Origin of the sequence: Nonomuraea sp. NPDC049141, from assembly GCF_040648415.1 — a bacterium.
Lineage (GTDB): Bacteria > Actinomycetota > Actinomycetes > Streptosporangiales > Streptosporangiaceae > Nonomuraea.
Map to the genome: position 1 here is coordinate 986,868 of NZ_JBEZDR010000001.1, position 22,194 is coordinate 1,009,061.

At 69.7% G+C, this 22,194-nt stretch carries 25 protein-coding genes; 15 read left to right on the forward strand and 10 right to left on the reverse strand.

What is annotated here, in order from left to right:
- Positions 1-13: 13 nt before the first annotated feature.
- The 6 genes from AB0B91_RS04590 to AB0B91_RS04615 all read right to left on the reverse strand — a co-directional run bounded on the left by AB0B91_RS04590 (position 14) and on the right by AB0B91_RS04615 (position 2,996).
- A complete protein-coding gene (locus tag AB0B91_RS04590; RefSeq protein WP_358315732.1) occupies positions 14-955 on the reverse strand; it encodes an ROK family protein in 942 nt (313 codons plus the stop codon).
- 67 nt (positions 956-1,022) lie between these two features.
- Positions 1,023-1,349 (reverse strand): hypothetical protein, encoded by a 327-nt coding sequence (locus AB0B91_RS04595; protein WP_358315478.1) that lies wholly within the window; start codon positions 1,347-1,349, stop codon positions 1,023-1,025.
- Positions 1,350-1,360: 11 nt separating this feature from the next.
- The gene (locus AB0B91_RS04600; protein ID WP_358315481.1) at positions 1,361-1,813 is read right to left on the reverse strand and encodes a peroxiredoxin; all 453 of its coding nucleotides are present in this window, start codon (positions 1,811-1,813) and stop codon (positions 1,361-1,363) included.
- 37 nt (positions 1,814-1,850) lie between these two features.
- Complete coding sequence (locus tag AB0B91_RS04605) at positions 1,851-2,279, reverse strand: DUF3052 domain-containing protein (RefSeq protein ID WP_214635722.1); 429 nt, start codon at positions 2,277-2,279, stop codon at positions 1,851-1,853.
- A gap of 117 nt (positions 2,280-2,396) precedes the next feature.
- Positions 2,397-2,804 (reverse strand): secondary thiamine-phosphate synthase enzyme YjbQ, encoded by a 408-nt coding sequence (locus AB0B91_RS04610; RefSeq protein WP_358023094.1) that lies wholly within the window; start codon positions 2,802-2,804, stop codon positions 2,397-2,399.
- A gap of 9 nt (positions 2,805-2,813) precedes the next feature.
- Complete coding sequence (locus tag AB0B91_RS04615; RefSeq protein WP_358315485.1) at positions 2,814-2,996, reverse strand: DUF1918 domain-containing protein; 183 nt, start codon at positions 2,994-2,996, stop codon at positions 2,814-2,816.
- Between the two features lie 338 nt (positions 2,997-3,334).
- Here AB0B91_RS04615 and aceE point away from each other — a divergent pair, with 338 nt between their 5' ends.
- From aceE to AB0B91_RS04630, 3 genes are all read left to right on the forward strand, one after another.
- Positions 3,335-6,133: a pyruvate dehydrogenase (acetyl-transferring), homodimeric type gene (gene aceE, locus AB0B91_RS04620; RefSeq protein ID WP_358315488.1), complete on the forward strand. Its 2,799-nt coding sequence runs from the start codon at positions 3,335-3,337 to the stop codon at positions 6,131-6,133.
- A 165-nt stretch (positions 6,134-6,298) separates the two neighbouring features.
- Complete coding sequence (locus tag AB0B91_RS04625; RefSeq protein ID WP_358315491.1) at positions 6,299-7,804, forward strand: alpha/beta hydrolase; 1,506 nt, start codon at positions 6,299-6,301, stop codon at positions 7,802-7,804.
- A gap of 15 nt (positions 7,805-7,819) precedes the next feature.
- The gene (locus AB0B91_RS04630; RefSeq protein ID WP_358315494.1) at positions 7,820-8,563 is read left to right on the forward strand and encodes a maleylpyruvate isomerase family mycothiol-dependent enzyme; all 744 of its coding nucleotides are present in this window, start codon (positions 7,820-7,822) and stop codon (positions 8,561-8,563) included.
- Positions 8,564-8,697: 134 nt separating this feature from the next.
- Here AB0B91_RS04630 and AB0B91_RS04635 read toward each other — a convergent pair whose 3' ends face one another.
- The 3 genes from AB0B91_RS04635 to AB0B91_RS04645 all read right to left on the reverse strand — a co-directional run bounded on the left by AB0B91_RS04635 (position 8,698) and on the right by AB0B91_RS04645 (position 10,976).
- Positions 8,698-9,057, reverse strand: coding sequence for a VOC family protein (locus AB0B91_RS04635; RefSeq protein ID WP_358315498.1), 360 nt, complete (start codon positions 9,055-9,057; stop codon positions 8,698-8,700).
- Positions 9,058-9,134: 77 nt separating this feature from the next.
- Positions 9,135-9,863: a YafY family protein gene (locus tag AB0B91_RS04640; RefSeq protein ID WP_358315501.1), complete on the reverse strand. Its 729-nt coding sequence runs from the start codon at positions 9,861-9,863 to the stop codon at positions 9,135-9,137.
- A gap of 93 nt (positions 9,864-9,956) precedes the next feature.
- Positions 9,957-10,976 (reverse strand): PHP domain-containing protein, encoded by a 1,020-nt coding sequence (locus AB0B91_RS04645; RefSeq protein ID WP_358315504.1) that lies wholly within the window; start codon positions 10,974-10,976, stop codon positions 9,957-9,959.
- Positions 10,977-11,078: 102 nt separating this feature from the next.
- Between AB0B91_RS04645 and AB0B91_RS04650 the strand changes: the two genes are divergently transcribed.
- The 9 genes from AB0B91_RS04650 (at position 11,079) to AB0B91_RS04690 (ending at position 19,259) form a co-directional block, all read left to right on the forward strand.
- A complete protein-coding gene (locus AB0B91_RS04650) occupies positions 11,079-11,492 on the forward strand; it encodes a hypothetical protein (protein WP_358315507.1) in 414 nt (137 codons plus the stop codon).
- Positions 11,493-11,494: 2 nt separating this feature from the next.
- On the forward strand, positions 11,495-12,643 hold the full coding sequence (locus AB0B91_RS04655) for a glutathionylspermidine synthase family protein (RefSeq protein ID WP_358315510.1): 1,149 nt from the start codon (positions 11,495-11,497) through the stop codon (positions 12,641-12,643).
- The gene (locus AB0B91_RS04660; RefSeq protein ID WP_214635711.1) at positions 12,640-13,071 is read left to right on the forward strand and encodes a DUF350 domain-containing protein; all 432 of its coding nucleotides are present in this window, start codon (positions 12,640-12,642) and stop codon (positions 13,069-13,071) included. The genes AB0B91_RS04655 and AB0B91_RS04660 overlap by 4 nt, the downstream gene beginning before the upstream one ends.
- 71 nt (positions 13,072-13,142) lie before the next feature.
- Positions 13,143-14,267 (forward strand): helix-turn-helix domain-containing protein, encoded by a 1,125-nt coding sequence (locus AB0B91_RS04665; protein ID WP_358315734.1) that lies wholly within the window; start codon positions 13,143-13,145, stop codon positions 14,265-14,267.
- A 103-nt stretch (positions 14,268-14,370) separates the two neighbouring features.
- Entirely contained in the window at positions 14,371-15,267 is an 897-nt protein-coding gene (locus AB0B91_RS04670; RefSeq protein WP_358315513.1) for an ACP S-malonyltransferase, read from the forward strand.
- On the forward strand, positions 15,264-16,220 hold the full coding sequence (locus tag AB0B91_RS04675) for a beta-ketoacyl-ACP synthase III (RefSeq protein WP_358315516.1): 957 nt from the start codon (positions 15,264-15,266) through the stop codon (positions 16,218-16,220). The genes AB0B91_RS04670 and AB0B91_RS04675 overlap by 4 nt, the downstream gene beginning before the upstream one ends.
- Before the next feature lie 88 nt (positions 16,221-16,308).
- Positions 16,309-16,548 carry an acyl carrier protein gene (locus AB0B91_RS04680; protein WP_214635708.1) on the forward strand — a complete coding sequence of 80 codons (240 nt, stop codon included), beginning with the start codon at positions 16,309-16,311 and terminating at the stop codon, positions 16,546-16,548.
- 53 nt (positions 16,549-16,601) lie between these two features.
- The gene (gene fabF, locus AB0B91_RS04685) at positions 16,602-17,834 is read left to right on the forward strand and encodes a beta-ketoacyl-ACP synthase II (RefSeq protein WP_358315519.1); all 1,233 of its coding nucleotides are present in this window, start codon (positions 16,602-16,604) and stop codon (positions 17,832-17,834) included.
- The gene (locus tag AB0B91_RS04690) at positions 17,835-19,259 is read left to right on the forward strand and encodes a carboxyl transferase domain-containing protein (protein WP_358315522.1); all 1,425 of its coding nucleotides are present in this window, start codon (positions 17,835-17,837) and stop codon (positions 19,257-19,259) included.
- Between the two features lie 191 nt (positions 19,260-19,450).
- On the opposite strand, the gene AB0B91_RS04695 is transcribed toward AB0B91_RS04690, so the two are convergent.
- Positions 19,451-19,945, reverse strand: a complete 495-nt coding sequence (locus AB0B91_RS04695) for a DUF3145 domain-containing protein (protein ID WP_219539870.1) — start codon at positions 19,943-19,945, stop codon at positions 19,451-19,453.
- A 175-nt stretch (positions 19,946-20,120) separates the two neighbouring features.
- On the opposite strand from AB0B91_RS04695, the gene AB0B91_RS04700 reads away from it, so the two are divergent.
- From AB0B91_RS04700 to AB0B91_RS04710, 3 genes are all read left to right on the forward strand, one after another.
- Positions 20,121-21,134, forward strand: a complete 1,014-nt coding sequence (locus tag AB0B91_RS04700) for a S8/S53 family peptidase (RefSeq protein WP_358315526.1) — start codon at positions 20,121-20,123, stop codon at positions 21,132-21,134.
- A gap of 74 nt (positions 21,135-21,208) precedes the next feature.
- Positions 21,209-21,745 carry a sigma-70 family RNA polymerase sigma factor gene (locus tag AB0B91_RS04705; RefSeq protein ID WP_358315529.1) on the forward strand — a complete coding sequence of 179 codons (537 nt, stop codon included), beginning with the start codon at positions 21,209-21,211 and terminating at the stop codon, positions 21,743-21,745.
- Entirely contained in the window at positions 21,742-22,188 is a 447-nt protein-coding gene (locus AB0B91_RS04710) for a hypothetical protein (protein WP_358315532.1), read from the forward strand. Before AB0B91_RS04705 ends, AB0B91_RS04710 begins: the two co-directional genes overlap by 4 nt.
- The last annotated feature ends 6 nt before the right edge of the window (positions 22,189-22,194 follow it).

Below are 22,194 nucleotides of genomic sequence, written 5' to 3' on the forward strand. Positions count from 1 at the left end.
TCGGCACTACACCTTACGACACCAACGGCTCCGATCGCACATCCATCACCCACCCGGGCCCCAGGTCCTCCCGCCCCGCCGCTCGCCACCCCAGCAAGGCCGCGCCCAGCATGCCGGCGTCGACGCCCAGGGCGGCGGGAAGGAGGGGTGGGGCGTCGCGGAAGGTGAGGCGTTTGACGAGGCGGGTGCGGACGGGGTCGAAGAGGGCGGGGCCCGCCTCGGCCAGGCCGCCGCCCAGGACGATCATGGACGGGTCCAGGAGCAGCGTGTACGTGGCCAGGGCCAGCGAGAGGGCCTCTACCGCCTCGTCCCACACCTCCACGGCCAGGGGGTCGTCCGAGGAGACGACCTGTTCGGCGCGGACGTCCTCGATGCCGGAGCGGAGGCTGTAGCGTCTGCCGACCGAGGCCGCCGACGCGTACGTCTCCAGGCAGCCGAGCTGGCCGCACGCGCACTGCTCGCCGTCCGGGAAGACCGGGATGTGGCCGATCTCGCCGCCCCAGCCGGAGGAGCCGCCGTACGGCTGACCGTGGACGATCATGGCGCCGGCGATGCCCGTGCCGATGGGCAGGAAGAGGAAGTCGGGCACGCCACGGCCGGCGCCGAGGACGCTTTCCGCCAGACCGCCGGTGCGTACGTCGTGACCGAGCATGACCGGCACGTCGAGGGAGGTGAAGTCGGAGGCCGGTATGTCACGCCAGCCGAGGTTCGCCGCGTAGACGGCCGTGTCCTCGGACACCAGCCCCGGCACGGCCAGGCCGACGCCTGCCGGGATGCCGTCGCCGGAGGCGGCCAGGTGGCTGATGAACTCCCGGATGGCGGCCACGACGGCTTCCGGGCCCTCGGTGCGTGGGGTGGGGCAACGCTCGCTCAGGAGTACCGCGCCGGACTCGCTGACCAGGCCGCCCTTCATGGACGTGCCACCGACGTCGAGCGCCACCACGAACGAACTCATTGCAGACACGCAGCAGACGATAGCGCAGCTCAGCAAATGTCCGGAAAGCTGCGACGATCACCCCGGGTCAGGCCCGGCCGAGCACCCGGTTCAGCGCCGCCTCGACCTCGGCCGACAGTCCGGGCGGAGCGCCCGAACCCGCCATCGCCTCCGACCCCACGAACGCGTCCGCGCGTGCCTGCCGTACGGATCCGCAGGCTCTGCACTCCACCTCGCCCAGACGGCAGATCAGCGTCGTGGACCCGCAGGTGGCGCAGGCCTCGAGGTCGAGGTCGTGCAGCCGTTGACAGTCCGGGCAGATGAGCACCTGGGTCTCACGGCGAACCCCCCGCTTCCACGGGCTGGCGCCACGGACGGGGTCCGTCTGCCGGGCCCCGCAGCGGTAGCAGGGCATCGTTTCCTCCGTTAAGAAATGTCGGCGAGTGCCTTGATGTAGTCGGCCACGTCACGCGCTTGGCCGGCCGGATTGACCACCGACCACCGGATCACGCCCGCGCCGTCGATGATGAAGGTCCCCCGACGAGAAATCCCCTTCTCGTCATCGAACACACCGTACGCCCGCGCGACCTGTCCATGTGGCCAGAAATCGGAGAGCAGCGGAAATTCGTAACCCTCCCGATCCGACCAGGCACGATGCGTGAACATGGAGTCGACCGAGACGGTGAGAAGCTGCGCGTCGGCATGGAAATAACGCAGTGCCGACAGCTCCTGATGGCATACGCCGCTGAAGGCAAGCGGATAGAAGACCAGCACGACCTTCCTCCCCCGGAAGTCTGACAGCTTCACCGGAGTGCCGTGCTGGTCCTGCAGTTCGAAGTCTGGAGCAAGGGCGCCGACCTCGGCAGGACGTTCGTTCACACACGCCATCCTGCCGCATGGCAGGCGCTCAGGCTCCCTAGCGTCGGCCCTTCGGCGAGACCAGTCTGGTCCCGGACCAATCAGGCGCGGCGGAGATGCTGCTGGTCTGCGAGAGACCCGCGGTAGCGGCATCCTCCCCGATGTCGCTCGGCTCCACATGGCCGTCGCGCCCGGCCTTGGGAGTCAGCAGCCAGATCTGGCCGGCTTCGGCGAGAGCTCGCATGGCGTTGGTGAGGACGTCGAAGAGGTCCCCGTCGCCGTCGCGCCACCACAGCAGCACCACGTCGACGACGTCATCGGTCTCCTCATCCAGCAACTCGTTACCGGTCAGGTCCTCGATGGAGTCGCGAAGCTCGTCGTCGACGTCCTCGTCCCAACCGATCTCCTGCACCACCTGACCCGGCTTGAGGCCGAGCCGTTCGGCCAGGCCGCGCTCACTTTGCGCCTGACCCGCGGTCGCGCTCACGTTTATCCCTCCTGCTTGAGTGGCCCCGCATATGCGGTTTATCGCTTCGGGACAGTCCACACGCTGTGACCCTTAGTCGTCAACGGTCGCCACGGGTACGGCCGCAGACAGCCTGAATCAATCCGACAAAAACGACAGGCGTACCTGGCGTTGCGGGTTGTCGACGTTGAGGTCGACGAGTGCGATGGACTGCCAGGTGCCCAGCGCCAGCCGCCCGCCGAGCACGGGGATGGTCGCGTACGGCGGGATGAGCGCGGGCATGACGTGTGACCTGCCATGACCTGGCGACCCGTGGGCATGACGCCACCTGTCGTCGGCCGGTAGCAGGTCGCGCAGGGCGGCGACGAGATCGTCATCGCTGCCCGACCCCAGTTCGATCAGTGCCACCCCGGCGGTCGCGTGCGGGACGAAGACGTGCAGCAGCCCGTCTTCCCCCAGAGCCCGCACGAAGTCCGCGCATTCCGAGGTGATGTCGTGCACCGTCTCCCGCGAGCCCGTGGCCACGGAGATGATCTGAGATCTCACACACGAATCCTACTTAGGTACGACGACCGCATCGGGGCCGGGAAACACCAGGCCCGTGTGCCCATCGTCGAACCGCACAATGTACGGGGGCCCGCCGTCGGATCCCTTGACCTCGATGATGACCCCGTTGCGGTCCCGCTCACCGACGGTGTTGCCGTGCACCAGAAGCCGATCGCCTATCGTCGCGTTCATACCTCCAGACTCGTACGCGGACGCCCGTACGGAAAGAGGCATATCCGCCTCCCTCTGAAGGCGGAGGGAGAATCATGACCGAACCGTTACAGTGCGTCCTCGCGCCCCCGCCCGATCGCGCCCGCGCGAGTGACGCCATCCCCCTCCGGGGACACTCTCAGGACCCGCATGGTGAAATTTCGTAGCTTTTCCGTACTTGTTAAATTGGCCGCCCCCTGTAACCTTGGCCCGGGATTCGTCCTACCATCGGTGGTCTAGGCCACCAATCGTGACCCTGCCAGCAGGGACACCCTGGTTACCCGCCAGTAGAGATGCACTTTCTACGGCAAGCGACCAGGATGGAAGGCGACCCAGACCAGACATCAGTCATCCTCGGAAGGCGAGACCCAGTGGCTTCCGGACGCCAGCGATTTTCGATCATCAGCGATGGCCTACCCAGCCAACTACCTGATGTCGACCCCAGTGAGACCAACGAGTGGCTCGAGTCCCTCGACAATGTGGTCAAGACGGAGGGCCGCAGCAGGGCCCGCTACCTCATGCTCCGCATGCTGGAGCGGGCTCGTGAGCACCAGGTCGGCGTGCCGGGCCTGCGCAGCACCGACTACATCAACACGATCCCGCCGGAGCGCGAGCCCTGGTTCCCCGGCGACGAGCACGTCGAGCGGCGGATCCGCGCCTACATCCGCTGGAACGCCGCGATCATGGTGTCCCGCGCCAACGCGCGCACCAATGTCGGCGGCCACATAGCCACCTACGCCTCGGCCGCGTCCCTGTACGAGGTGGGCTTCAACCACTTCTTCCGCGGCAAGGACCACGGCGAGTCGGGCGACCAGGTCTTCTTCCAGGGCCACGCCGCGCCGGGCATCTACGCCCGCGCCTACCTGGAGGGCCGCCTCAACGAGGCGCAGCTCGACGCGTTCCGGCAGGAGCTGTCGCACGGCTTCCACGGCCTGCCCTCCTACCCGCACCCGCGGCTCATGCCCGATTTCTGGGAGTTCCCGACCGTCTCGATGGGCCTGGGGCCGATCGGGGCGATCTACCAGGCGCGGTTCAACCGCTACCTGCTCAACCGCCAGCTCAAGGACACCAGCCGCAGCCACGTGTGGGCGTTCCTGGGCGACGGCGAGATGGACGAGCCCGAGTCGCTCGGCGCGATCGGCCTGGCGGCCCGCGAGGAGCTCGACAACCTCACGTTCGTCATCAACTGCAACCTGCAGCGGCTCGACGGCCCGGTACGCGGCAACGGCAAGATCATCCAGGAGCTGGAGTCCTACTTCCGCGGCGCCGGCTGGAACGTCATCAAGGTCGTCTGGGGCCGCGACTGGGACCCGCTGCTGGCGGCCGACGTCGACGGCGTGCTGGTCAACCAGATGAACACCACGCCCGACGGCCAGTTCCAGACCTACTCCGTGGAGTCCGGCGGCTACATCCGCGACAACTTCTTCGGCGGCGACCCGCGCCTGCGCAAGATGGTCGAGCACCTGTCCGACGACGACATCCGCAAGCTGTCGCGCGGCGGCCACGACTACCGCAAGGTCTACGCGGCGTTCAAGGCGGCCCGCGAGCACGTCGGCCAGCCGACGGTGATCCTGGCCCAGACCATCAAGGGCTGGACGCTCGGCAAGGACTTCGAGGCGCGCAACGCCACCCACCAGATGAAGAAGCTCACCAAGGCCGAGCTGAAGGAGTTCCGCGACCGGCTCTACCTGCCGATCCCCGACTCCGCGCTCGAAGGCGAGCTGCCCCCGTACTTCCACCCGGGCGACAACGACCCCGAGATCGAGTACATGAAGGAGCGGCGCGCGGCCATGGGCGGCATGCTGCCCAAGCGCGTCACGCGCGCCAAGCCGGTCAAGCTGCCCGCTGACAACGTCTACGAGCAGTTCGGCAAGGGATCGGGCAAGCAGCAGGTGGCCACCACGATGGCCTTCGTCCGCCTGCTGAAGGACCTGATGCGCGACAAGGAGATCGGCCACCGGTTCGTGCCGATCATCCCCGACGAGGCCCGTACGTTCGGCCTCGACGCGATGTTCCCGACGGCGAAGATCTACTCTCCGCACGGCCAGACGTACGAGGCCGTCGACCGGGAGCTGCTGCTGTCGTACAAGGAGCACACCCAGGGCCAGATCCTGCACGAGGGCATCACCGAGTCGGGCTCGATGGCCTCGGCGATCGCGGCGGGCACGGCCTACGCCACGCACGGCGAGCACATGATCCCGATCTACATCTTCTACTCGATGTTCGGCTGGCAGCGCACCGGCGACCAGATGTGGCAGATGGCCGACCAGATGGGCCGCGGCTTCCTGCTCGGCGCGACGGCCGGCCGCACCACGCTCAACGGCGAGGGCCTGCAGCACGAGGACGGCCACACCCCGCTGATCGCCTCGACGAACCCGGCCGCGGTCTCCTACGACCCGTCGTGGGCCTTCGAGGTCGCGCACATCGTCAAGGACGGCCTGCGCCGGATGTACGGCGAGGAGCAGGAGAACGTCTTCTACTATCTGACGATCTACAACGAGCCCTACACGCAGCCTCCGCAGCCCGCGGACCTCGACGTGCAGGGCCTGCTCAAGGGCCTCTACCGGTTCGCCGAGGCGCCTCAGACGCAGGGGCCGAAGGCCAACATCCTGTCGTCGGGCGTTGCGGGGCCGTGGGCCGTCGAGGCCCAGCGGCTGCTGGCCGAGGAATGGGGCGTGTCGGCCGACGTGTGGTCGGCGACCTCCTGGACCGAGCTGCGCCGCGACGCCCTGGAGTGCGAGGAGCACAACCTGCTCAACCCGGACGCCGAGCCGCGCGTCCCGTACGTCACCCAGGCCCTCTCGCAGGCCAGCGGCCCGTTCGTGGGCGTCAGCGACTACATGAAGGCCGTGCAGGACCAGATCGCGCAGTGGGTGCCGGGTGACTGGTCCTCGCTGGGCACCGACGGGTTCGGCCTGTCCGACACCCGGTCCGCACTGCGCCGCCACTTCCACGTCGACGCCGCCTCGATCACGCTGGCCGTGCTGACCAGCCTGGTCAAGCGTGGCGAGCTCGACGGCGAGGTGCTGCGCGAGGCGATCGCCCGCTACCACCTCAAGAACGGCGTGACCGAGGCCGGTGGCGCGGAGAGCAACGACACCCAGTCGATGGGCGTCTGAGCACGCCACGACGGACGACGACGCCCTCGCGGAAGATCTTCCGCGAGGGCGTCGCTCTTTCGGGCCGACACGCTGGGGAGGGGTTACGTGCCACCTCGCTCCGTTGGTACGGACTCGCGTATTGTGGGGAAAACTTCCCCCTGAGAGTCCGAGGGGGAGATGGAAATGCGACGCGTCCTAGCCGCTGTCACGCTTGCCACAACGGCGGCCGCCTGCATGAGCGCACCGGCGAAACCGGCCGTCGACGGGGATGTCGGCGCCGCCCAGCAGATCGCCTGGGGGCCGTGCACGGACATCAAGCGGCCCAACGGACAGAAGCCGGCCAGGCAGGACACCTCCGTGCGTTGCGGGAAACTGGCCGTGCCCCTCGACTACGCCGAACCCGATGGCGACAAGATCGAGATCGCGCTCATCAAGCTCCCCGCCACCGACCAGAGCAAGCGGCTGGGCTCACTGGTGTTCAACTTCGGCGGTCCGGGCGGCTCCGGCGTCGACACGCTCGACCAGGCCGCCAAGTCGCTCACCAGCCTGCGTACCCGCTATGACCTGGTCAGCTTCGACCCGCGCGGCGTCGAGCGGAGCTCGGGGGTGCGGTGCGGCGATGGCAAGGAAATGGATGAGTTCATGGCCCTCGACACGCTGCCCGACACCGAGCAGACCCGCGAGGAGGGCGACGCGGCCAACAAGAAGTTCGCCGACCTCTGCGAGAAGAACTCCGGCAAGATCCTGCCGTACGTCGGCACGGTCAACACCGCCCGCGACATGGACCGGCTGCGCGCCGCGGTGGGCGACGCGAAGCTCAACTACTTCGGCATGTCGTACGGCACGCAGCTCGGCGGGGTCTACGCCACCGAGTTCCCCAAGAAGGTCGGCCGTACGGTGCTCGACGCCCCGCTCGACCCCACGGTCACCTTCGAGCAGCGCACGCTGGCCCAGACCCGCGGCTTCCAGCAGGCGTACGAGAGCTTCCTGAAGGACTGCGTCAAGGGCGGCAGCTGTGAGGTCGGCAACGACGTGGCGACGGCCAGCGCGAACGTCGATCAGCTGATGAACCGGCTCGCCGCCAAGCCGATCAAGGTCGGCGATCGGGACCTCACCCAGGGTCTGGCCTCCACCGGCGTCGCCGCCGCCCTCTACTCGCAGTTCGCCTGGCCGTTCCTGGGCAACGCGCTCGGCGCGGCGCTCAAGGGCCAGGGGCAGGCGCTGCTCTACCTGGCCGACTCCTACAGCGGCAGGTCGCCGAACGGCGCGTACTCCACGCAGATGACCAGCTTCCCGGCGATCACCTGCGCCGACACCGCCGAACGGCCCGACGAGGCCACGCTGCGGCGCACCGAGGACGCGGCCGTGAAGCTGTCGCCGCTGTTCGGCAGCGAGGGCGCGGGCGGGCTGTGCAGCGTCTGGCCGGTCAAGGGCAGCGACGAGGCCAGGCACGTCGACGCGACGGGCTCGGGGCCGATCGTGGTGGTGGGCGGCAAGGGCGACCCGGCCACGCCGTACGAGTGGGCGCCCAAGCTGACCGCGCAGCTCAAGACGGCCACGCTGGTCACGTACGAGGGCGAGGGGCACGGCTCGTACCTGTCGGGCAACAAGTGCGTCAAGCGGTTCGTCGACTCCTACCTGCTGGCCGGAAAGGTGCCCGAGAAGGGCGCCTCCTGCAAGGCGGTCTGACCTAGGCTCGGTCGTGTGACGGACTATCGCCCGCAGGTGGAGAGCGAGACCGCCCGGCTGGCCGAGCTGACCAGCGGCGCCGATCCCGCTACTCCGGTGCCGCCCTGCCCCGGCTGGACCCTGGCGGACCTGATCACGCACGTCGGCTCCCTGCACCGGTGGGTGGTGCACATCGTGGAGACGCGGCGGCAGGAGCCGATCTGGCCCCGTCAGGTGCCCAACGGCCTGGCCGAGGGAGAGCGCGGCGATCCCGCCTGGCTGGTGGCGGGCGCGCGGGAGCTGGTCGCCACGCTGCGCGCGACGGACCCGGACACGCCGGTCTGGACCTGGGGCGGCGACCGGCGCGCGGGCTGGTGGGCCCGGCGGATGCTGTTCGAGCTGGTCGTCCACCGCTGTGACGCCGAGCTCGCGGCCGGCCTGGCGCCCGTCGTCGCCGCGCCGGTCGCGATCGACGGGATCGAGGAGTTGCTGGACTCCCTGCCGCACGCCTCCTGGGTCACCAAGCGGCTGGCGGAGCTCGGCGCGGAGGGGGCCACGATCCACCTCCACGCCGGCGACGCCGACGGCGAATGGACCCTCACCCAGGGCCCGGCGGGCCGGATCACCTGGGCGCGGGGCCACGCGAAGGGCGACGTCGCCGTCCAAGCCCCGGTGAGCGACCTGCTGCTCATGTTGTACGGCAGGCGCTCCCCCGACGGGCTGACCGTCCACGGCGACCGCGCCCTCCTGGACCGCTGGCTGACGGCCGCCTCGCTATGACACGGTGAGGCCCTGGACACGCCGCCATTCGGCGGTCGGCAGCGGGTCCAGGGCGGGTGACCGCTCGCCTGAGCGGCTCGCGCGCGTGCCCGGTCAGCGGGGAAGGTGCCTTCCTGGGTGCACGCTCGGCCGGGTCACCTGCGGTGGAAGATCCCGAAGAGGTTGCCCGAGCTGTCCTGAAGGTAGGCGAAGTCGGTGCCCGCGCCGTCGTCGATGACCTTCGTGACGACCTTGCCGCCGAGCGACTCGGTCTCAAGGCACTTCTGCTCCACGTCGGCCACCTGCACGTGGAAGATCGCGTGGCCGGGGACCTCGCCCTTGGTGTTGTAGAGGCCACCACCGGGCTGCTCACCACCGGGATAGCCGATCATCCGGTAGTCGATCGGGCCGCCCTCGGAAGCAGCGAACGTCCAACCGAACAAGCCGCCGTAAAACTGCTGGGCACCTTCGGGGTCGTCGGTCGCGACCTCGAACCAGGTAACCGTGTTGTCCATAGTCGTCTCCCTTGTTTCTCGAACAAGACAACGATCTAACGGCCAGGCGACAACCCTATGTCGGTGTTTTCGATTGATTAATCGAGCATCGTGCCGTGCACGATCATCTCCGGAACATCGGGGGCGAACCCTTCGAGCGGCCGGTCGGGGCAGCGCTCGGCGGTGACCGAGGCCGCGGCGATCCGGTCGAGCCGGAAGACCCGCACGTCATCGCGCAGGCGGCACCACGCCACGAGATACCAGAAACCACCGCGACCGCCCAGGAACACCCCCGGCTCGACGTCGCGCGAGGTCAGCGCGCCCTTCGCGTCGGCATAGTCGAGCCTGAGCACGCGGCGGCGCAGCAGGGCCTCCTCGATCGCCCGGGAGATGCCCTCGCCGCCCAGCGGCTGGATCTCGGCACCCGGCTCGGGGGGCTCGGCGACCATCTGCACCCGTCGCGCCAGCTCCCTGGCCAGCTCGCCCTCCGGCCCCGGCATGGCCGCGACCACCTTGCGCAGCGCGCTGCGCGCCTGCCTGCCGAAGGGCTGGTCGCCCGCCCGGCTCAGCGCCACCGCGATGGCGACCGCCTCGGCGGGGGTGAAGTTGAGCGGGGGCAGCGACATCTTCTTGTCGATCGCGTAGCCGCCCTTGCGCCCCGGCTCGGCGTAGATCGGCACCCCTGACTCCTGCAGCGCGGTGATGTCGCGCTCGATCGTGCGCGCACTGACCTCGAACCGCTTGGCGAGCTCCCGGGCGGAACGGCAGCGTGGCGAGATCGCGCGCAGGTCCTCGACGAGCGCGTACAGCCGGTCGGTACGGTTCACACCCGTGACGTTACGCCGCGCCACCGACAATCGCGCCCCCAAAGCCCCTACCAGGCAGGCGATCCCGATTCAAGCGTGACGCGCCGACAGAATTCAGGCCTGACGCGCCAGCAGATCGGCGAGCGGCCAGGTGTTGACGATCCGCGCCGCCTCGATGCCGCACCGGGCGGCGCGCTCGCAGCCGTGGCGCTGCCAGTCGAGCTGGCCGGGCGCGTGCGCGTCGGAGTCGATCGCGAAGTCGCAGCCCATCTCGTAGGCCAGCCGCAGCAGCCGTTTCGGCGGGTCGAGCCGGTCGGGCCGCGAGTTGATCTCGACCGCGACCCCGAACCGCCGGCACGCCTCGAAGACCAGCTCGGCGTCGAAGTCCGACTCCGGCCGGACCCGCCCCCGCCGGCCGCCCGCCTGCACGACCCGTCCCGTGCAGTGGCCGAGCACGTCCACGTGCGGGTTCGCGATCGCCGTCACCATCCGCCGGGTCATCTCATGGCCGCTCATCCGCAGCTTGGAGTGCACGCTGGCCACCACGACGTCGAGCCGCTCCAGCAGCTCGGGCTCCTGGTCGAGCGTGCCGTCGAGGTTGATGTCGACCTCGACGCCGGTCAGGATCCTGAACGGCGCGAGCCGCTCGTTGAGCCGTTCCACCTGGTCGAGCTGCTTCCTGAGCCGCTCGGCCGACAGTCCGCCGGCCACGGTCAGGCGGGGCGAATGGTCGGTCAGCGCCCAGTACTCGTGGCCGAGCGCCTTGGCCGCCTCGGCCATCTCCTCGATCGGCGAGCCGCCGTCGGACCAGTCCGAGTGGCTGTGCAGGTCGCCCTTGAGCGCCGCCCTGAGCGAGGCGGTCTCGTCGTCGAGGTCGGCGCCCTCGGTGGCGCGCATCCGGCGCAGGTACGTGGGCACCTCGCCGTCCAGCGCCTCGGTGATCGCCAGTGCGGTGACCTTGCCGATGCCCGGCAGCTCGGTCAGGCCGCCCACCCGGGCCAGCCGTACCAGCTCGTCGTGGGGCAGGTCGGAGACGACGGCGGCGGCGTTGCGGAAGGCGCGTACGCGGTAGGTGGGCTCGCCGGCCCGTTCGAGCAGGAAGGCGATCTCGCGCAGCGCCTCGACCGGTGTCATGCGTAGATACGTACCCAAGCCAAATACAAGCTGTCCCTTGTAGACATTGAACCCGCGAGAGCTGCGCCTATAGGCTGTTCGGCCAATGAAAGCAGGAGCTTGATGGGATACTCGCCGCCCGTGCCGCCTCCCCCGCCGGAGGCCCCCAAGCGGTCGAAGGCGTCGAAGGTGATCACCCTGTCCGTCCTCGGCGTCGTGTCCGTCCTCTTGGTGGGCTACTGCTCGGCCCAGAACGACGACGACGTGACCGCCGACTGCGTCGACATGAACAACCAGCTGAGCGACGGCTCGTACGAGATCGTCGACGAGTCCCTCTGCGACGATGACGACAACGGCTCGACCCACTTCTACGGGGGTTCGCGCGGCGCGTACCACTGGTACTACGGCGGCACCAGGACCGGCACGCGCGTGCGCGCCGGCACCAGCTACCGCCCCTCCGACGTGAACATCTCCAGCCGCAACGGCCGCTCCATCCAGCGTGGCGGCTTCGGCAGCCACTGGAGCGGCGGCGGCTGACGGTGCGGCGCGAACACGGCACTCCCAGGGACGGCTGGGAGAAGACGATCGAGAGCCAGGGCCTGGCCTACCACCGAGCCGCCCACCCGGAAGGACTCACCCGGCCCTACTGGGACGAGTCCATCCACTACGTCTTCTCCCTGGAGGAGGTGGAGGAGCTGGAGGAGCAGGTCGAGGAGCTGCACGGGATGTGCCTGCGCGCCGTGGAGCACGTCGTCTCGACCGGGCGCTACGCCGACTTCGCCATCCCCTCCTGGGCGGAGGGGGACGTGGCGCGCTCCTGGGAACGGCGCGATCCGCACCTGTACGCCCGCTTCGACCTGCGCTACGACGGCACGGGCCCGGCCAAGCTGCTGGAGTACAACGCCGACACGCCCACCTCGCTCGTCGAGTCGTCGGTGGCGCAGTGGTTCTGGCTCAAGGACGTCCATCCCGACGGCGACCAGTGGAACTCCATCCACGAACGGCTCATCGACCGCTGGCGCGAGCTGACCCTGCCCACGGGGCCGATCCACTTCGCCTGGACGAACATGGACGAGACCGGCGAGGAGGCGATGACCCTGGCCTACCTCCAGGAGACCGCCGAGCAGGCCGGGCTGAGCACGGTCGCCGTCGCCATGGAGGACATCGGCTGGGACGAGCTCAACCGCCGCTTCGTCGACGTCGAGGAGCGGATGATCCGCTCGGCGTTCAAGCTCTACCCGTGGGAGTGGATGCTGGCCGACCCGTTCGGACGGCACGCCGTACGGCACGCGACCTGGATCGAGCCGCTGTGGAAGACGCTGCTGTCGAACAAGGCGCTGCTGGCCGTCCTGTGGGATCTCTATCCGGGCCATCCCAATCTGCTGCCCGCCTACCTCGACGGCCCCCGCGACCTGGACTCCTACATCGCCAAGCCGCTCCTGGGCAGGGAGGGCGCGTCGATGCGCATCGTCACGCCGGACGGCACCCAGGAGACGCCCGGCTCCTACGGTCAGGAGGGCTACGTCTTCCAGGGGTTCGACGCCCTGCCCGACTTCGAAGGCGAGCGGCCGGTGCTCGGCGCCTGGGTGATCGCCGACGAGGCCGCCGGATTGGGTATCAGGGAGACTACAGGCCTGATCACCGACGACACCTCTTCCTTCGTACCTCACCGAATCGAGCACCCATGACCCTGCTGGAGACCCTCGCCCGCGGCGCGGGCGCCATCGCCGCCTACGCCGCCGTGGGCGTCGTGCTGCTGATCGTCGGCTTCTACGTGATCGACCTCGCCACGCCCGGCAAGCTGAGCTCGGTCATCCGCACCGAGCGCAACCCCAACGCCACGCTGCTGGCCACCTCGGCGCTGGCCGCGGTGGGCCTGATCGTCGCGGCCTCCATCTGGTCGTCGGGCGGCCGGCTCACCGAGGGCCTGGCCGGGACCGCCGTCTTCGGGCTGGTGGGCATCGTGGTGCAGACCGTGGCCATGCTCATCTTCGACAAGCTGGTCGGCATCTCGGTACGCGACCTGGTCAAGGAGCCCGAGCTGCAGCCGGGCGCCCGGCTGCTCGCCGTCACCCACGTGGCCATCGGGCTCATCACCGCGGTCGCGGTCATCTGATCCGACCTGGCACTCTAGGAGACGTGACAGACCGGACCCGGGAGGACACCACGCGCAGGCTGGAGCGGGCCATGGGCTCGCTCGGCACCGCGGCCATGGCGCGCATGGACGATCAGCTGTCGTGGTTCCGCGCCCTCAGCGCCGAGGACCGCTCCTGGGTGGGCCTGGTGGCGCAGGCCGGCATCGCCGCGTTCGTGGAGTGGTTCCAGCACGCGGGCGAGAACCGGCCCACGCCCAGCATCGAGTTCTTCGGCACCGCGCCACGCGAGCTGAAGCGGTCGATCTCGCTCCAGCAGACCGTCGACATCGTCAGGATCGTCGTGGAGGTGGTCGAGGCGCAGACCGACGAACTGGCCGCGCCGGGCGGCGAGGACCAGCTCGAACAGGCCATGCTCCGCTACACCCGCGACGTGGCCTTCGCCGCCGCCCACGTCTACGCCCGCGAGGCCGAGGCCAGGGGCGCGTGGGACGCCCGGCTGGAGGCGCTGATCGTCGACGCGCTGGTGCGCGGCGAGGTCGACGACGGGCTGCACTCCTGGGCCGCCGCGCTGGGCTGGACCTCCTCCCCCGTCGTCGTGATCGCGGGCCGCGCCCCCGAGGACGACCCGCGCGCGGTGATCGACGGGCTGCGCGAGAAGGGCCGCCGCATCGGCATGGACCTGCTCGCCGGAGTGCAGGCCGACCGGCTGATCGTGATCGTGGGCGGCGCCAACAGCGTGGACGCCGCGGCCAAGCAGGTCGTGGCCCGCTTCGGGGAGGGCCCGATCGTCATCGGCCCGGAGGTGCCCGACCTGCACGCCGCCGCCAGATCGGCCAAGGCGGCGCTGGCCGGGCTGAAGGCGTCGTCCGGCTGGCCCGACGCGCCCCGCCCGGTGCACGCCGAGGACCTGCTCGCCGAACGGGCGCTCGACGGCGACGACGACGCCAGGGAGCAGCTCATCGAGAACGTGTTCCTGCCGCTCGCCGGCACGCCGCTTCTCGATACGCTGGCCACGTACCTGGAGCAGGGCACCTCGCTGGAGGCCACGGCCCGGCTGCTGTTCGTCCACCCCAACACCGTCCGCTACCGGCTCAAGAAGATCACCGAGCTGACCGGATACCAGCCGACGGAAGGCAGATCGGCCTTCACCTTGCAGGTGGGGCTGATTCTCGGCAGGCTTTCGGAGAGCGCCGTTACCTGGCGGGCCCTAACGTAACAACGCCGAAACCCCCACTGTAGGATCCCTACAAAACTCCTTGGATAAAGTTCGTACGGATCCTTATCCGCGTGTTGGACTTCTACAGGGCAGTGTGGATTGTGTGCTTGTACTCGTCGCTCCGGGCCAAGGTGCCCAGACACCAGGCTTCCTGACACCCTGGCTCGAACTCCCCGGACTCGCGGATCGACTGACCGCATGGTCCGAGGTCGTGGGCCTCGATCTGATCACGTACGGGACCAAGGCCGACGCCGACGAGATCCGCGACACCGCGGTCGCCCAGCCCCTGCTCGTAGCCGCCGCGCTGGCCGCGGCCGAGGCACTCGGCGCGACCCCCGACCTGCTGGCCGGCCACAGCGTCGGCGAGTTCGCCACGGCGGCGCTGGCCGGGGTGCTGACCCCTGAGCAGGCCCTGACGCTCGTACGCGAGCGCGCCCAGGCCATGGCCAAGGCCGCCGCCGTCACCGAGACCGGCATGACGGCGGTGCTCGGCGGTGTGGAGGCCGAGGTGCTGGCCGCCATCGACAAGCACGGCCTGACCCCCGCCAACGTCAACGGCGCCGGCCAGATCGTCGCCGGCGGCACGCTGGAGCAGCTGGCCGCCTTCAAGGCGGACGCGCCGGCCCGGGCCAGGCTGATCGCGCTCTCCGTCGCGGGCGCCTTCCACACCGAGCACATGGCCCCGGCCGTCGAGCACCTGCGTGCGGCCGCCGAGGGCATCACCCCCGCCGACCCGCGGGTCAAGCTGCTGTCCAACGCCGATGGCCAGGTCGTCACCGACGGCGCCCTGCTGATGCGGCGGCTGATCGACCAGGTCAGCAACCCCGTCCGGTGGGACCGCTGCATGGCCACGATGGCCGACCTCGGTGTCACCAGGATGATCGAGCTGCTGCCGGGCGGCACACTGACCGGCCTGGCCAAGCGCGGGCTGCGGGACGTACGGACCGTGGCGCTGAAGACCCCAGACGATCTCGACGCGGCCAGGGAGCTGATCAAGTGAGGATTCCCGATATCGCCCCGGGCGCCAAGGTGCTGGCCCTCGGCCACTACCAGCCGTCCAATGTCGTCACCAACGACGACCTGGCCAAGACGATGGAGACCAACGACGAGTGGATCCAGTCGCGGGTCGGCATCAAGGAACGCCGGGTCGCCGGTCCGGCCGAGTCCGTCGAGGACATGGCGACGCAGGCCGGTGGCAAGGCGCTGGCCGCCAGCGGCCTGTCGGCGGCCGACATCGACCTGGTCATCGTCGCCACCTGCACGCTGGAGACGCAGATCCCCAACGCCGCGGCCGTCGTGGCCCACCGCCTCGGCATCCAGTCGCCCGGCGCGTTCGACGTGAACGCCGCCTGCGCCGGCTTCTGCTTCGCGCTCGGCGTGGCCAGCTCCGCGATCCGCGCCGGCTCGGCCAAGCACGTGCTCGTCATCGGCGCCGAGAAGCTGTCGCAGTGGATCGACTGGACCGACAGGTCCACCGCCGTGATCTTCGCCGACGGCGCGGGCGCCGCGGTGGTCGGCCCCTCCGACACCCCCGGCATCGGGCCGGTAGTCTGGGGCAGCTCGGGTGACAAATCCGACGCGATCATCATCAACGACCGCCACGACTCCCTCCACCAGGAGGGTCAGACGGTGTTCCGCTGGGCCACCACCGCGTTGCACCCGGTGGCCAAGGAGGCGTGCGAGCGTGCCGGGGTCGACCCGTCGGAGCTGGCCGCCTTCGTACCTCACCAGGCCAACCTGCGCATCATCGAGGCGATCGCGCGTAAGCTCGGCGCCGACCAGGCTGTCGTCGGGCGCGACATCGTGACCGCCGGCAACACCTCCGCCGCGTCCATCCCGCTCGCGCTCTCGCGCATGCTGGAGCGTGGCGAGGTCCGTTCGGGTGAGCTCGCGCTCATCCTGGGCTTCGGCGCCGGCCTGACCTATGCGGGTCAGGTCATCGAGATTCCGTAAGATCCGGTACGGCTCCGTTCCGTACTCATCAGAGCTTGTACGGCCGTAGCCGTACAGAACCCAGAAAAACCAAAGGAGAAATAGCGACATGGCTGCCACCGAGCAGGAGATCCTCGAGGGCCTCGGCAAGATCATCAACGAGATCACCGGGATCCCGGCGACCGACGTCACCCCCGAGAAGAACTTCGTGGACGACCTCGACATCGACTCCCTGTCCATGGTCGAGATCGCCGTGGCCGCCCAGGACGAGTTCGGCGTCGAGATCCCTGACGACCAGCTCAAGAACCTGAAGACGGTCAAGGACGTTCTCACCTTCATCCAGAACTGACCTCGGTCATCCACTGACCTCAGTTCCCAACTGATCGACAAGGAGCGCGAAACGTGAGTGCAAACCGGGTACGTGTCGTGGTCACCGGGCTCGGCGCGACGACGCCCGTCGGTGGAGACGTCACCTCGACCTGGTCGGCGCTCCTCGCCGGTCAGTCGGGCGTCGAGACCATCAACGCGGACTGGATCGACACCGTCCCCGTGCACTTCGCGGGGACGGCCGCGGTCGATCCGACCGAGGTGCTGCCCAGGCCCGAGTCCCGCCGCCTCGACCGCAGCGAGCAGTTCGCCATGGTCGCGGCCCGGGAGGCCTGGGCCGACGCGGGCGCGCCCGAGGTGGCGCCCGAGCGGCTCGGCGTCGTGGTGTCCTCCGGCATCGGCGGCATCACGACCACGCTGACCGCCTACGACACCTACAAGGAGCGGGGCTGGAACCGGCTCTCGCCCTTCACGGTGCCGATGCTGATGCCCAACGGCCCGGCCGCCTGGATCGGCCTCGATCGCGGCGCCCAGGCCGGCGTGCACGCCACCGTGTCGGCCTGCGCGTCCGGCGCGGAGGCCATCGGCTACGCGATGGACATGATCAGGTCAGGCCGCGCCGACGTGGTGGTCGCGGGCGGCACCGAGGCGGCGATCCACGGCCTGAACGTGGCCGCCTTCGCCGCCGCGCGCGCCATGTCCACCCGCAACGACGACCCCAAGGGCGCCTCGCGGCCGTGGGACCGTGACCGTGACGGGTTCGTGCTGGGCGAGGGCGCGGGCATCATCGTGCTCGAGTCCGAGGAGTACGCCAAGGCACGCGGCGCGCGGATCTACGCCTACGCGGCGGGCGTCGGCTACTCCGCCGACTCCCACCACATCACCCAGCCCGAGCCGGGGGGCCGGGGCATCAGCATGGCGATGACCCAGGCGCTCACCGACGCGGGCATCACCGGCCACGACGTCAAGCACGTCAACGCGCACGCCACCTCCACCCCGGCGGGCGACGTCATCGAGGTGCAGGCGGTGGCCAAGTCCATCGGCACCCACCCGCTGGTCACCTCGACCAAGTCCATGACCGGCCACCTGCTGGGTGGCGCGGGTGGCATCGAGTCCGTCTTCACGATCAAGGCGCTCCAGGAGCGCATCGTGCCCGCCACCATCAATCTCGACAGTCTCGACGACGGCATCGAGGTGGACCTCGTCTACGGCGAGAACCGCCCGCTGCCGGAAGGCGACCTCGCCGCGGTCAACAACTCGTTCGGATTCGGCGGCCACAACGTGGCGGTCGTGTTTAAGGGGGCTTAAATGACCGTGCTCGACAATCGGGTCATGACGCAGGGCTCCGATCAGGAGCCCGCCGACCCCCGCGATCCGGTCGTCCGGCTGACCGCGCTGCTCGACGAGGGCTCGGTGCGGCTGATCACTCCTGAGGACAGAAGCGGCGTTCTCGCCGCCATGGGCCGCGTCGAGGGTGTCCCCGTCGTCGCCTTCTGCAGTGACGCCCGCTTCCAGGGCGGCGCGATGGGCAGCGAAGGCTGCGAGCACATCGTGCACGCCTACGACGTGGCCGTCCGTGAACGGGTGCCGGTCATCGGGATCTGGCACTCCGGCGGTGCGCGACTCGCCGAAGGCGTCGAGTCGCTGCACGCCGTCGGCCGGGTCTTCAGCGCGATGACCAAGGCCTCGGGCGTGGTGCCGCAGATCTCCGTGGTCGTCGGCCCCGCCGCCGGCGGCGCCGCCTACGGGCCGGCGCTGACCGACCTGGTGATCCTGGCCGACTCGGGCCGCATCTTCGTCACCGGGCCCGACGTGGTCCGCAGCGTCACCGGCGAAGAGGTCACCAGCGCCGCGCTGGGCGGCCCCGAGCCGCACAGCAAGCGCAGCGGCGTCGTCCACATCGTCACCAAGACCGAGACCGACGCGCTGCTGCGCGCGCGGCAGCTCGCCGTGCTGCTCGGCCACCAGGGCCGGGTCCGCACCACGGGCATCGACGAGGTCGACTTCTCCACGCTGCTGCCCGAATCGGCGCGGCGTGCCTACGACGTCAAGCCGCTGGTCAACGGCCTGCTCGACGAGCCGGGCATCGAGCTGCACCCCAAGTGGGCGCCGAACATCGTCACGTCGCTTGGCCGCCTCGGTGGCCGGACGGTCGGTGTGATCGCCAACAACCCGATGCGGCTGGGTGGCTGCCTCGACGCCACGTCCGCCGAGAAAGCTGCTCGCTTCGTTCGTATGTGTGACGCTTTCGGCGTCCCATTGGTTGTCCTGGTGGATGTGCCCGGTTATCTCCCGGGTGTCGGGCAGGAACACGACGGCGTGGTCCGCCGCGGCGCCAAGCTGCTACACGCCTTCGCCGAGGCGTCGGTGCCGCGCATCACGCTGGTCACGCGCAAGGCGTACGGCGGCGCCTACATCGCCATGAACTCCCGCGCCCTGGGCGCCACCAAGGTGTTCGCCTGGCCGACGACCGAGATCGCGGTCATGGGCGCGGTCGCGGCGGTGCGCATCCTGAAGCGGCGCGAGCTGGCCGCCGCCCCCGAAGAGGAGCGGGCCGAGCTGGAGCAGCGGCTGGCCGAGGAGCACGAGAAGCTGGCGGGCGGGCTTGACCGGGCGCAGCAGCTGGGCGTGATCGACGAGGTCATCAAGCCGGAGGAGACCCGGGGCGCGATCGCCAAGGTCCTCGCCCAGGCCACCCCGGCCAGGGGCGCCCACGGCAACATCCCCCTGTAATCAGGTGAAAGGGGCCCCGCACCCCATGGGTGCGGGGCCCCTTTCGCGCGTTATGCGGCTTTCACGTTGTTCGGGCGGCCTTCACGCGTGCGGGCGGCTTTCACGCGTGCGGGCGGCTTTCACGCGTGCGAACAGCTTTCACGCGTGCGACGGCGCGTGGCTCAGCTCCGCGTGCCTCAGCGGCGCGGGTCTCAGACGGCGGCGTGCAGCCAGCGGACCGGCGCGCCGTCACCGGCGTACCTGAACGGTTCCAGTTCCTCGTCCCACGGCCGGCCGAGCAGCTTGTCCAGCTCGTCCTCCAGCACCGCCCGTCCCTGGGCGGCCATCAGCATCGCGGTGCGGAGCCGGTCTTCGGGGATCATGATGTCGCCCGCGGCCCCGACGACCGCGCTGAAGGCGCCGAGCGTCGGCGTATAGGCATGACGGGACCCGTCGACCCCCGCTGAGGCGTCCTCGGTGACCTCGAACCGGATGCGCTGCCAGCCCATGAGGGAAGAGGTGATGGCCGCCGCGATGCCCGGGCGACCTTCCCACTCCGCCTGCGCCCGCAGGACGTTGGGCGCGGCGGGTTGCGGCGTCCACGTAAGGTCCACGGGTACGCCAAGAACACCCGCGACCGCCCATTCGATATGAGGGCACAGCGCGGGCTGAGCTGAGTGGACGTAAAGCACGCCACAAGCAGACACCGGACCTCCCGATTCGGTACGAGGTGCGCCTTCCCCAACGGCCTCGCCCCGGGATGATCACAAGTGACTAGGGAGAGACTACCGTCGGTCGCAACCGGGCACCAGAGGGGGGCCATACCAACTTGGTGCGGCAGGGGCGTGTGACACACGGGTGAGCGCGGAAAGATACCCGCTCATGGACATCCAATCTGTCGGCGAGTCGCTCATCCGGCCAGGTCAGATACTGACCGACCGCAGCGCGGTGTCCGCCGTGGCTCGCTGGACCCAGGCCGTCGCCGACGCCGACGGCGTCTGCGTGATCCATCTGTCGCCCGGTGTAGACCCCATCGAGATCACCATGGACTTGCGGGAGCACGGCTTCCGGGCCTCCCCCAACCATGTGCTCGCCGGACAGCCGCTGTTCTGGGGCGGGCCGGCGTCCCGGCCGTTCCCCTCGCCGCCCGTACCATACAAACCGGGCAGAGCGCGCTCGCCCGTCGTCGTGGGGCTGCTCGACACCGGGATCGCCGAGCACCCATGGTGGGCCGGCAGCGACTGGTACGCGGATCAGCCGAGGGAGGACGCCGAGCTGCTCGAAGGCCGCCAGGCGGGCCACGGCACGTTCCTCGCCGGCCTGCTGCTGCGGCAGGCGCCTGGCTCGGGGCTGCGCGTGTGGCGGGTGCTCGACGGGGACGGCGTCGGCGACGAGGCAAGCGTGGTCCGCGCCCTGAACCGGCTGCGCGAACGCCCACCCCCGATCCTGAACCTGTCCTTCGGCTGTCACACCTTCGACGACCGGCCGCCTCCCCTGCTGGACGACGCGCTGCGGGCCCTGCCCGACACCGTCACGGTGGCCTGCGCCGGCAACACCGCGAGCGACCGGCCGTTCTGGCCGGCCGCGCTGCCCGACGTCGTGGCCGTGGCCGCGCTGGACGCGACGCAGGAGCACCGGGCGCCGTTCTCCGCCTACGGTTCCTGGGTCAACGCGTGCGCCCGTGGCGAGTGGCTGGCCAGCAGCTTCCTGGAGCGCGACGAGTTCGCCGGGTACGCCGTCTGGAGCGGCACCTCCTTCGCGACGGCCCTGGTCGCGGGCACGATCGCCGACGCCGCCAAGGACCTGCCGGCCAAGGAGGCCGCCGGGCGAGTCCTTGACCCTGAGACGACCCGGCAAATTCCCGATCTGGGAGTTCTCATCAGGTCGAGTCTGTAGAGTTTACGCTCAGTCCTCGGCCAATCACGAGGAGGCAGGGTGGCCTCCTCGTCCGTCACGGCGAAGGAGGCCGCATGCACGAGCCACGCGATCCGGCGGAGCTGCTCAAGGCAGCGGCCGAAGACGACCAGACAGCCTGGGACCAGCTTGAGTCCAGGTTCGGGCCGCGCATGTGGGCAGTCGCCCGCGCGTGCGGGCTGAACGCCACCGACGCGGCGGACGCGGTCCAGGGTGCCTGGCTGCGCCTGCTCGAAAACCTGCACGCCATCAGGGAACCATCAGGCGTTGGCGCGTGGCTGGCGACGACCACGCGTCGTGAGGCGCTTCTGATCATCAGGAAGGAACCACCCGGATTTCCCTCCTTCGACGTCGTGCACGACCCTGATCCGGCGACTGTCGTCCTGGAGGCCGACGGCAGCCGCCTGCTGTGGAAGACGGTCTCCGCCTTGCACGAGCCTTGCCGCACCCTCCTCCAGCTGGTGGCGACGGATATGGGGAGCCAGCAGGTGGCGATGCGGCTCGGCATGCCCGTGGGCACCGTGGGTCCAACCAGGATCCGGTGCCTGGAAAAACTGCGCACCCTGATCTCACTACAGGAGACGGTGCAATGATCAACGATGAGTATTTCCTGGCGGCTCTCCGGCTCGCCGCCGGGAGTGATCCGATCCCTGGGCATGTTTCCGCCGCCGCACGTGATGCCTTCGGACTCCGGGTCTCTCAAGCGGTGACCGCCGCACCTGCCGACTGCGCCGCAACCCGTGGCGTACGAGGCGGCGACGGTCCCGGCATGGTCCGCTTCGTCGCGGCCGGCCTCACCTTCGATCTGGAGGTGACGGTGGGCGACGGACTCATCGACGTCGCGGGACAAGTGTTCCCGCATCCTGGCGAGGGCAGCCACGTCGACGTGAGGACTCCGCATCTGACGCTCACCAGGCGTCTTGCGCGTACGGGCCAGTTCGCGGTCACCGGCCTGCCTCCGGGCTGGCTCAGCGTGGTCTGCTACCGGCCCGGTCTCGCACCCGTCCAAACCAGGTGGGTGCGCATCCGCCCATGATCATCA